At 61.0% G+C, this 9,218-nt stretch carries 9 protein-coding genes; 6 read left to right on the forward strand and 3 right to left on the reverse strand.

Translation table 11 applies throughout. The annotated features are described in order from the left end of the window. The first annotated feature begins 191 nt into the window (after positions 1 to 191). Complete coding sequence (locus tag VIH17_06810) at positions 192 to 1,931, forward strand: hypothetical protein (GenBank protein ID HEY4682944.1); 1,740 nt, start codon at positions 192 to 194, stop codon at positions 1,929 to 1,931. A gap of 65 nt (positions 1,932 to 1,996) precedes the next feature. Next, on the forward strand, positions 1,997 to 4,240 hold the full coding sequence (locus tag VIH17_06815; protein HEY4682945.1) for a hypothetical protein: 2,244 nt from the start codon (positions 1,997 to 1,999) through the stop codon (positions 4,238 to 4,240). Between the two features lie 179 nt (positions 4,241 to 4,419). Here the strand turns inward: VIH17_06815 and VIH17_06820 are convergent, their stop codons facing one another. Continuing rightward, positions 4,420 to 5,088: a hypothetical protein gene (locus VIH17_06820; protein ID HEY4682946.1), complete on the reverse strand. Its 669-nt coding sequence runs from the start codon at positions 5,086 to 5,088 to the stop codon at positions 4,420 to 4,422. Between the two features lie 479 nt (positions 5,089 to 5,567). On the opposite strand from VIH17_06820, the gene VIH17_06825 reads away from it, so the two are divergent. Further along, the gene (locus VIH17_06825) at positions 5,568 to 5,951 is read left to right on the forward strand and encodes a hypothetical protein (GenBank protein HEY4682947.1); all 384 of its coding nucleotides are present in this window, start codon (positions 5,568 to 5,570) and stop codon (positions 5,949 to 5,951) included. A 37-nt stretch (positions 5,952 to 5,988) separates the two neighbouring features. Here the strand turns inward: VIH17_06825 and VIH17_06830 are convergent, their stop codons facing one another. After that, positions 5,989 to 6,315, reverse strand: a complete 327-nt coding sequence (locus VIH17_06830; GenBank protein ID HEY4682948.1) for an Rrf2 family transcriptional regulator — start codon at positions 6,313 to 6,315, stop codon at positions 5,989 to 5,991. 5 nt (positions 6,316 to 6,320) lie between these two features. Between VIH17_06830 and VIH17_06835 the strand changes: the two genes are divergently transcribed. The 3 genes from VIH17_06835 to VIH17_06845 all read left to right on the forward strand — a co-directional run bounded on the left by VIH17_06835 (position 6,321) and on the right by VIH17_06845 (position 8,774). Then, positions 6,321 to 6,785: a ferritin family protein gene (locus tag VIH17_06835; GenBank protein ID HEY4682949.1), complete on the forward strand. Its 465-nt coding sequence runs from the start codon at positions 6,321 to 6,323 to the stop codon at positions 6,783 to 6,785. Positions 6,786 to 6,799: 14 nt separating this feature from the next. After that, positions 6,800 to 8,227 (forward strand): 4Fe-4S binding protein, encoded by a 1,428-nt coding sequence (locus VIH17_06840; GenBank protein HEY4682950.1) that lies wholly within the window; start codon positions 6,800 to 6,802, stop codon positions 8,225 to 8,227. Between the two features lie 121 nt (positions 8,228 to 8,348). Beyond that, a complete protein-coding gene (locus VIH17_06845) occupies positions 8,349 to 8,774 on the forward strand; it encodes a cupredoxin domain-containing protein (GenBank protein HEY4682951.1) in 426 nt (141 codons plus the stop codon). 53 nt (positions 8,775 to 8,827) lie between these two features. Here VIH17_06845 and VIH17_06850 read toward each other — a convergent pair. After that, positions 8,828 to 9,218 (reverse strand): hypothetical protein (locus tag VIH17_06850; protein HEY4682952.1); only part of this gene is annotated, 391 nt, incomplete at its 5' end.

The following is a 9,218-nucleotide window of genomic DNA, read 5'->3' on the forward strand; positions in this document are numbered from 1 at the left end:
GGGGCTCAACAAAGTTCCCCAGCCTATCCGAGGGTTCCTGGCTTGTCAACGCAGAGGCTCGTTTGATTCCCTGCTCTGCCTACGCTATGATGCCGGTTTGCGCAGGTCGCTCCGGACGCGCATGCGCATCCATCCGATGGGCGTGGAGGGTGGCGCTGGGCAGGCATCGACAGGAGCGGTCGCAGGAGTTCATGCTTCGTTCCCTCGTAGCTTGTGCCATCCTCTTCCTGGCCGCCGCGCCGGCTGGGGCCACTGAGATACTCCCGCTCGATAAAGTCCGGCCCGGTATGAAGGGCGTCGGCTACACCGTGTTTGAAGCCGACAAGGTGGAAGCCTTTGATGTTGAAATCCTGGCCGTGCTCGAGAATTTGCTGGGTCCGAAGCAGCACATCATCCTGAGCCGGCTCAGCGGACCGCGCATGGATTTTACCGGCGTGGCCGGGGGCATGAGCGGAAGCCCGGTTTACGTGGACGGCAAGATTGTCGGCGCCCTTTCTCTTCGCCTGGGCATCTTCGCCAAAGAAGCTCTGGCCGGCATCACGCCCATCGAACAATTGCTTCGGGCCGGCGGCGAAGCGCCTCAAGCGGCCGGGCCGGCAACCGCCCGCTATCCTTTGCCTGAGCCCATCGCTTCAAGCTATGGCCCTGCGAGCAGCGGCGCCGGCAACTACCTTGTTCCGATTGAGACACCGCTCCTTTTTGCCGGGTTCGACCGGGCGGTCATGCAGCGCTTCGCGGGTGACTTTTCCCAATTCGGATTCTCAGCCGTCCAGGGCGGAACCAGCTCCCAGGCCGGTGCGCCAAAAGCGGTAAAACCCGGCGATGGGATCAGCGCGGTGCTTGTCAGCGGCGATCTGGCGATTCATGGTGCCGGCACGGTGAGCTACGTGGATGGCGATCGGGTGTATGCCTTTGGCCACCCCTTGCTTGGTTTCGGCGCAGTCCAGCTTCCGATGGCGCGGGCGGAGTTCGTCTATACGCTGGCTTCAACCATGGCATCCACCAAAATCGCCAACCTGGGCGAAACCATCGGCGCGATCGAGCAAGATCGTCTGACGGGGCTTGCCGGACGGCTCGGACCGGCCCCGCCGATGATCCCGGTGGAACTGCGCCTTGCCGGCCCGCGTTTTGAGAAGGCGCTTCACATTCGAGTGGCGCAGCACCCCAAGATTACTCCGCTGCTGGTCGCGGTCAGCACGCTCCAAGGACTTGCCGGCAATCCTGAATATGGCGAGGGCAGCACGCTGCGACTGCGCGGCCGCATCGAGCTGCGCAACCACAGCCACATCGCGCTGGAGAACATGTTCGCCCCGGGCGATGCCGGCGGCCCGGATGCCTCTCAGGTGGCTACCTCCGTTGCCGCCCTCTTTGGCCGGATATTCAACAATCCGTTTGAGAGCCCCGACGTTACCGCCGTCCACCTGAGCGTGGAGTTCCTGCCCCAGCGACTCTCGGCTGAAATTCAGAACGCATGGAGCGACAAGAGCGAGGTGATGCCGGGCGAAGAACTGCGCATCCGAGTGATGCTCCGGCCTTACCGCGGCGCAAGCTTTGTACGGGAGATCCCCATTACCATTCCCCCTCAGGCGTTCAAAGGCGATTTACGCATCCTGGTTTCCGACGGCGAAACCCTCAACCGCATGCCCTTCGCCCTGGAAAGACGCTTGCAAAGTCTTGAGCAGCTCATTGCCGTCATCAACCGCGAGCGGCGCAATGATCGCCTTTATGTCACCCTGGTGCAGCCAAGCCCGACCTTGCTGGTTCAGGACAAGGTTCTGCCCAACGTGCCCCTGTCCGAAATCAACGTGCTGGACCGGGGCCGTATGCCAAGCGGCGCTACCATCCTGCGCGAATCCGCGCTTGCTGAATGGTCGGTCGCCCTGGAGAGCATCGTCACCGGATTGCAATCGGTCACGATCACCGTCAAATGAAATCGGGATCGGATTTTTGCCGCGAACGCATGCGCGCATACCTATTTCGCCGAGGCCGTCTTCCGATGAAAAAATCACTTCTGTTGGCCGCCGTCATGATTGGCGGCATCCCCGCCGGCGGCGGACTGCCTGCTCACGCCGAGCAAACTCGACTCTGGAAGCAGTCGAGCTACGACGATTTTGACAAGGGGACCGCCAGAGGCGTCGCCGTCCGGAGCGACGGCAAGGTTGTCCTGGCGCCGAAATTCCGCGAAGTGGCGGCTCCCGATGCGGCTTACCTTTGGGCGGTGCGGCGCGACTCCGCCGGCAACCTCTACGCCGCCGGCGGCACCAGCGCCAAGGTCTTTCGGATCGATGCTGCGGGCAAAATAACGGTGGTCTTTCAATCGCAGGAGCTGGCGGTGCAGGCGCTGGCCATTGACGGCAAAGACAACCTTTACGCCGGGACCTCGCCGGATGGCAAGGTCTATCGCATCCAGCCTGACGGCAAGTCAGAAATCTTCTTTGATCCAAAAACGCGGTACATCTGGGACATGGCATTCGACGGCTCGGGCAACCTCTACGTCGCCACCGGCGACAAGGGTGAGATCTTTCGCGTAAAGCCCGATGGCAAGGCCGGGCCTTTCTACAAGAGCGAGGAAACCCACATCCGGGTGCTCGCCTGGGTTCACGAGGGATACCTGCTGGCTGGAACGGAGCCCAACGGTCTGATCCTCCGAGTTACGCCCGCCGGCCAGGGCTTTGTCCTCTACGAGGCACCCAAGAAGGAAATCTCAGCGCTGGCCGTGGACCGCGCCGGAAACATCTATGCCGGGGCCATGGGCGAGAAAGCAAAAGTTCTCGCCATCCCGGGCATGATTCCTACCATTCCCGGCGGGCCCGCCATCAGCACCACGGTAGTGGTTCCCTCGACCGGCCAGGCTACCATCACCGCCGTTCCCCAGCAGATTCTCGCCGGGCCCGCCTTTGCGCTCTTCCCCGCCCTGCCGGGCGGCAGCGATGTCTATCGCCTTGCACCCGATGGTTTTCCTCAAAGAATCTGGAGCTCGCGCGACGACCTGGTCTATGGGCTGGGGCCGTGGCGCGACGGTCACGTGCTGGTGGCCACCGGCAATCGCGGGGGAATTGTCGCGGTCGAATCAGAAGATCTTTTCCAAAATCTTGCCAAGACTTCCGCCGCCCAGGTAACCGGGCTTGTCAACACCGGTGAAGGCAAAATCTATCTCTGCACAGCCAATCCCGGCAAAATCTTCGAGCTTGACCCGGAATACGAAATCGAGGGCAGCCTGACCTCGCAGGTATTTGACGCCAAAATCTTTTCTCAATGGGGTCAAATCCGATGGTGGGGCGATAACGGCGCCACCGACTCCGGAGTGACCTTCTTCACTCGCAGCGGCAACACTTCTAATCCGGAGAACAACTGGAGCGCCTGGGCGGGGCCATTCAGCCGGGCGACCGGCGAAGTCATCTCGAGTCCAAAGGCGCGGTTCATCCAGTGGAAAGCTGTCTTCAAGTCGCGCGCCGGCAAGACTCCATCGCTCTCCTGGGTCGAGTTGGCCTACCTCCCTCGCAACGTCGCTCCCCAAATGGACAGCATTGCGGTGCAGGCGCCGGGCATCAAAGTGCAAGGCTTTCCCGTGCAAGCGCAGCCGCCCTCCGCTCAACTCTCTTTCCCCGAAGGCGGCGGACCAGGATCGACACGAAAAAAGCAAGAGCAACCAAACGCCCCGCGTTTTGAAGTGCCGCCCCAGGCGGTGCCTCAGAAGGGCACGCAAAGCGTGCTCTGGAGCGCTCACGACGACAACGAGGATGACCTTATCTTTTCGATCTATTATCGGGGCGAGGGCGAGAAGAATTGGAAGCTCTTGAAGGACAAGCTCACCGAAAAGTTTTATGCCTGGGACAGCACCACCATGGCGGACGGGGCCTACTACCTCAAACTTGTCGCCTCCGATTCCCCTTCGAATCCCCCGGAACTGGCTTTGAGGGCAGAAAAGTTAAGCGACCGATTTGAAATTGACAACACTCCACCGGCAGTCCTGAACCTTCGCTACGAAAAAACAAAAACGGGCATCAAAATCCTCTTTGACGCCCGCGATTCCTATTCTCCCATTAAACTCGCTCAATACAGCCTCGACGCCGGCGATTGGCTCGAGCTCGTGCCGGAAGGCGCCGCCACCGATTCGCCGCAAGAGAGTTACGCCTTCGAGATGAAGCCTGTCGCTCCGGGGGAGCACACGGTGGCGCTGCGCCTGTCCGATCGCCTGGACAACGTCTCCACCAGCAAACTCACGTTCTCCTTGCCCTGATAGAAGACACTCTTGCCCGCCCACCGGGGCAGGTCCCGGGGATGCGAGACGCCTGCCTGGCTGCCAGGAATGGCAGACCGGCCGCTCGTCGCGCTCGCACGGAAGTGCACCCTCGCCGCGACCCGCGGCGGGCCGGCGAAGTCCGTTCGCCCCGGCCAGGCAGCAACCCGGGATCTGGTTTACTGCGGGATCGTCAAGGCGCGATCCATGCGGATGACCATCCCTGATCCTTGAGGCAGCTCGACTTCTCTGCCCTTCTTCGCCAGGACGTACGCCGCCCCGCCGGCGGTGCCGATAGCCAGCCCGCGCGCCACGTGACCGAAAATCGCTCCCATCAGGGCCCCGCCACCCGCCGCTCCCAGGCCGGTCAGAACATCCCTCTTGACGTCCGATTTTGCCTGGATCGTTCCTTCCTCATTTGGTTTTGCCTTGGATGAACTTTGCTCGGTGTCTTTTCCGGGGTCATGGACGGAAACGAGACTGGCCATCAACGGATAGTCGCGCCCGGCCGGCGTGTGAACCACCTCAAAGCGAAGATGGAGCGCAGCCTTGCTGCGAAAGGGCGACAAGCGCTTGGCCCGCTCGACGAGCGTTACCTCGCCTTTGACGGTTGATCCGGCCGGGAAAATCACGCGATCCCCCACCCGGACCGATTCGGCCAGCGTAGCGGTGAACTGGTCATGTTCCTGGGCAGTCTTTGTGTTCAGGCTATTTTGCAAGATCAGCCGCATCTGCGTGCCCTGCGGCACGGTGTACTCGGCTGCTTGCGCCGGCGCTATCCACACTGAGATCGGAAAGGCCAGCAGGACGGAAAGAATCACACCTAGTCCGCTCTTCGTGCTTTTCACTCTTGCCTCCTGGTTGGCGCTGCGGAGGTGGCTCTATTGTGCTCGAATCCCACCCTGGGGAAAAGCCCCTTCTTTCCCTCCGATGCAACTTTTCGGGCACAGGCTGTTCGGCCGGGCAAGAAAAGTTCCCAACAGAACAATCCCGCCGTGGCCGATGCCTGCCCGAAGTGGGATGCCCTGCGCCACCCCGCCTTCAGTCCGGCGGACAAGCCCCCCTTCCGTCTCGCTGGCAAGGGCAACCAGGCGCTGTTCGCATTCTTTACGGTGGCGAATCCGGCACTCGGGCCGGCGTCTTTGATCCAGAAGGCGCTGGTGCACATCGTCGGACTCTCCCGGATGCGGCAAGCCCACGCGCTTGAATTCCAAAACGACATGGGACTGCGAAGTTCCGAATTTGAGGCCGACGTACCATTCTGTGCTCGCTGTTTGTGCCCCACCCTCAGTTGTGGATCAGCCACCAGGACAACGGAGGCTTGTGCATGGAACACCCTGAACTCTTAGCATCGGTAAGGCTACTTCAAGAGCGGCTTGGCACTGTGGAGGCAAAGCTGGCAGCAAAGACCATCGAACTGGAAGAGTTGGAAGGCGTGAAGGAGGCTGTTGACGCCCTACGCTCGATCCTTTGGATTACCTTTCTGACCGAAGAAAGCAAAACAGGCCGGGAAGAAGAAAGCCTCCCTCGTGTGCTGGCTCGAGCCCGCTTGAGACGCGCCACTTCGATATTGTCCGAGATTCGGCAGGATGTCCTGGACGGCCGGATCAAAGTGGATGACCGAGCTTTCCTCGATCTCCATCGGGCCCTTGAACAGAGCATGTGGTCACTGATTCGGCTGTTGCGCCCCGGGGAACCTGGTCAGAAGTAGTCGCTGGAGGGAGCCGCGGCGCCAGCCGGCCTGAGAGTCAGGCCTTGCGCCGACCTTTTCGCCGCACCAATTCTTTTTTGCGGGCCACGGCTCGGGCCATCTCGGCCACGCTGGTCGTCTCCAGATAGCTCAGGATCCGGCCGCGCAATCCCTTCCAGGTGTGGTGCAGCGGGCAGGGGGCATCGTCGGCGCAGCGTTCCAGGCCCACCGCACATTCCAGGAAATGGTCCAGCCCATCGACGGCAGCGACGATGTCCCGCAGGGTGATCAGTTGGGGGCGACGCGCCAGGCGGAACCCGCCGCCCGGCCCGCGCCGCGACGCGAGCAGCCCCTTCCGCACCAGCTCTTGCAGAATCTTCCCCATCGAGCCTGAGCCCGCAAGAAGCCCTCTGGGTCGCCGTCGCTATCGAAGACCGCAACGCCGAGATCTACGAAAACTTCGCCGTCATGTTCCGCGATTACGACCCTGAAACCCTAGCCATCTTCCGCGAGATGGGCGCCGAGGAGCGGGGGCACAAGACCGAACTCGAGGCGCGCTACCGCGAGCGCTATGGCCCGGAGACGCTCGCGCTGCAGCCCGAGGATATCCAGCAACCCATCGAAGCTCCCATCATCGAACACGGCGAGCTGTTCATCTACGAGGGCCTTTCCATGCGCGGGGCTCTCGAAGTGGGCCTGCGCGCTGAGCGCGAGGCGCGGGATTTCTACCGGCAACTGGCCGCCCGGACCGGCGACGAGGCGCTGCGCGCGCTCTACCGGGAGCTGGCTGATACCGAAGACGACCACGAAATTCGCCTGTTGAACAAGATCCGCGAGTACGCCGAAAAGGGCTGAGCGGGAGGGAACGGATGTTTCACACCGATCGGATTCTGGGATTCATGCCCGTGGACTGGCGGCTGGAACTGACCCGGTACGGCTGGGTGCGCGCCCTGTTGAAGAGCCGCTGGATGCCTTTCATCCCCATCGTCGTCAACCTGTTCATCTTCACCGTCATTCTGATGGCGGGTTACTACGGGGGCACTGCGCCGGGGAACTACAACTTCGGCATCATGATCGTGTGGATCGTCTGGTGGGTGGTTCTGATGATGGTGCTGGTGCCGGGCGGTTCGCGGGCCTGGTGCACGGGGTGTCCGCTGCCGGTGCTGGGCGAATGGCTGCAGCGGCTGACCCTGCTGGGCGTGCGTCACGACAAGAAAGGCAACTTCTTCATCGGCCTGAAGAAGCGCTGGCCGAAATCGCTCAGCAATATGTGGATCATGAACTTCCTGTTTCTGGCCACCACGTTCACCACCGGCTTCATCACCACCCGGCCCATTGCCACGTTCATCCTGCTTGGCGTCATCATTGCCCTGGACGTCGTCCTCTCGATGATCTACCACAAGCGCGCCTTCTGCCTGTACGTCTGCCCGGTCAGCGGCTTCCAGGGACTCTATTCAAACTTCGCCATCACCGAAGTGCGCGTGAAAGACCCGAACATCTGCAAGGGGCACAAGAACAAGGGCTGCGTGGTGGGGAACGAGTGCGGCTACGGTTGTCCCTGGATGCTGCTGCCCTATACCTTCAAGCGCAACACCTACTGCGGCATGTGCTTCGAGTGCTTCAAGACCTGCGAGTACGACAACATGGCCCTGAACCTGCGCCCGCCCGGCACCGATCTGCTGGTGGACGACAACCGGCGGCTCGATGAATCCTGGAAGGCCTTCATCATGCTCGGCATCTCCATCTTTTTCTTCCTGGTGATGCAAGGCCCCTGGGGAGCGCTGAAAGACTGGACCAACGCGGCCACCTGGGGCGGTTACCTGACATTTATCGGCGTGCACTCGTTGTTCAACCTGGCTGTGATCCCGGCCATCTTCTTGGGGTTCATCTGGTGGTCGCGGCGGATGGCGCGTGCCCCCGAGGTGCCGCTCAAGAAGGCTTACATCAATTTTTCCTATACGCTGGTGCCGCTGGGGTTGGTGGCGTGGATCGCGTTCAGCTTCGGCATCTTGCTCCCCAACAGCAGCTACGTGCTCCACATCCTCTCCGACCCGTTTGCCTGGGGCTGGGACTTGTTTGGCACCGCTCACTTCCCATGGACACCGTTCTGGACAGGGATCATGCCCTGGATTCAAGCCGTCTGCTTGCTGGTGGGGCTGCTGTTCTCGCTCGACTTTGCCTACCGGCTCGCCCGGCAAACCTATCCCAGCGAAGCCCAGGCTGGTCGAGGGTTGCTCCCGGTGGCGCTGTTTTTGACGCTGGCCACGGGGGCGCTGCTGTGGCTGTTCATTGGCTAGTGCCGTTCCAACTATTTGGGGCCATTTTCCGCAAGTCACACGGCATGCTTTATTGATCATACAGGGTCGAGATGTATAGGCTCATTAAGTTGGAACGGCACTAGACTTGAGGGAGAGAGCGATGAAGATTCTGAGGAACCTGAAGTGGTCGAGCATGCTGGCGTGGGTGCTCGTGCTCGCTACGACAGTCTTCACCTATTTCGGCGCGCTAACCTATGAACGCCACCGTTCTCGGAAGCTCGATACCATCGACATCGTTACTTATGCGCCTTTGAACGGAAACTTTCAGCCGCGAGAGATCACGGTTGTCGCCGGCAAGCCCGTGCGGCTGCGGATCAAAAACGCGGAAACCGTCAGCCACGGCTTTGCCATCCCTGAACTGGGCGTGGGCATCCCGGAAATCAAGCCCGGACAGGTTCAAATCATCGAGTTCACGCCCACCCGCCCCGGCATCTTCCCCTTTGCCTGCACGATATGGTGCAGCGACGAACACATGGCCATGAACGGCAAGCTGGTGGTAACCGAAGCAACGGTCGCTCAGCGCTGAACCCTGCCACTCGCCTCATGTACGCGTTTGTTATGCGTTTGCAAACGAGGGGGTCAGTGGTGAGGGTCGAACCTGGGAATGTACCTGCCGTTAATATCGGTAAACCCGTACTCTCGAGCTAAATCGGCCACGTGCAAAAGCCTGCCGGTTTTCTCGAACGCCTTCGCATCGGCGGCGAGAGCCGCAACAGCGCGCCCGATGTACTCAGGGGATTCGCTCTTATCAAAGTGGTAGGCCTTCTTCATCTCTTCCGTTTTCATGTGCATCAGCACTCGCTCGGTGCGCATAAAGCCGGGATTGAGCGCCAGTACGGCGATGTTGTAGCGTTTCGCTTCACCGCTCATTCCCAGCACCATGCGGTTGATGCACTCGTGCGACAAATCCCAGAAAATCTGGCCTCGATAATGGGTTCCGTCGGTATCAATGAGATCGGTGACGTGAACA

Source organism: Candidatus Acidiferrales bacterium, assembly GCA_036514995.1.
Classification (GTDB): Bacteria; Acidobacteriota; Terriglobia; order Acidiferrales; family DATBWB01; genus DATBWB01.

What these genes read in the sequence shown, in the direction of transcription:
- VIH17_06840 (HEY4682950.1), top strand. Translation starts at nt 6,800, where the DNA reads ATGTTTCACACCGATCGGATTCTGGGATTCATGCCCGTGGACTGGCGG.
- VIH17_06810 (HEY4682944.1), top strand. Translation starts at nt 192, where the DNA reads ATGCTTCGTTCCCTCGTAGCTTGTGCCATCCTCTTCCTGGCCGCCGCG.
- VIH17_06825 (HEY4682947.1), top strand. Translation starts at nt 5,568, where the DNA reads ATGGAACACCCTGAACTCTTAGCATCGGTAAGGCTACTTCAAGAGCGG.
- VIH17_06830 (HEY4682948.1), bottom strand. Translation starts at nt 6,315, where the DNA reads ATGGGGAAGATTCTGCAAGAGCTGGTGCGGAAGGGGCTGCTCGCGTCG.
- VIH17_06845 (HEY4682951.1), top strand. Translation starts at nt 8,349, where the DNA reads ATGAAGATTCTGAGGAACCTGAAGTGGTCGAGCATGCTGGCGTGGGTG.
- VIH17_06815 (HEY4682945.1), top strand. Translation starts at nt 1,997, where the DNA reads ATGAAAAAATCACTTCTGTTGGCCGCCGTCATGATTGGCGGCATCCCC.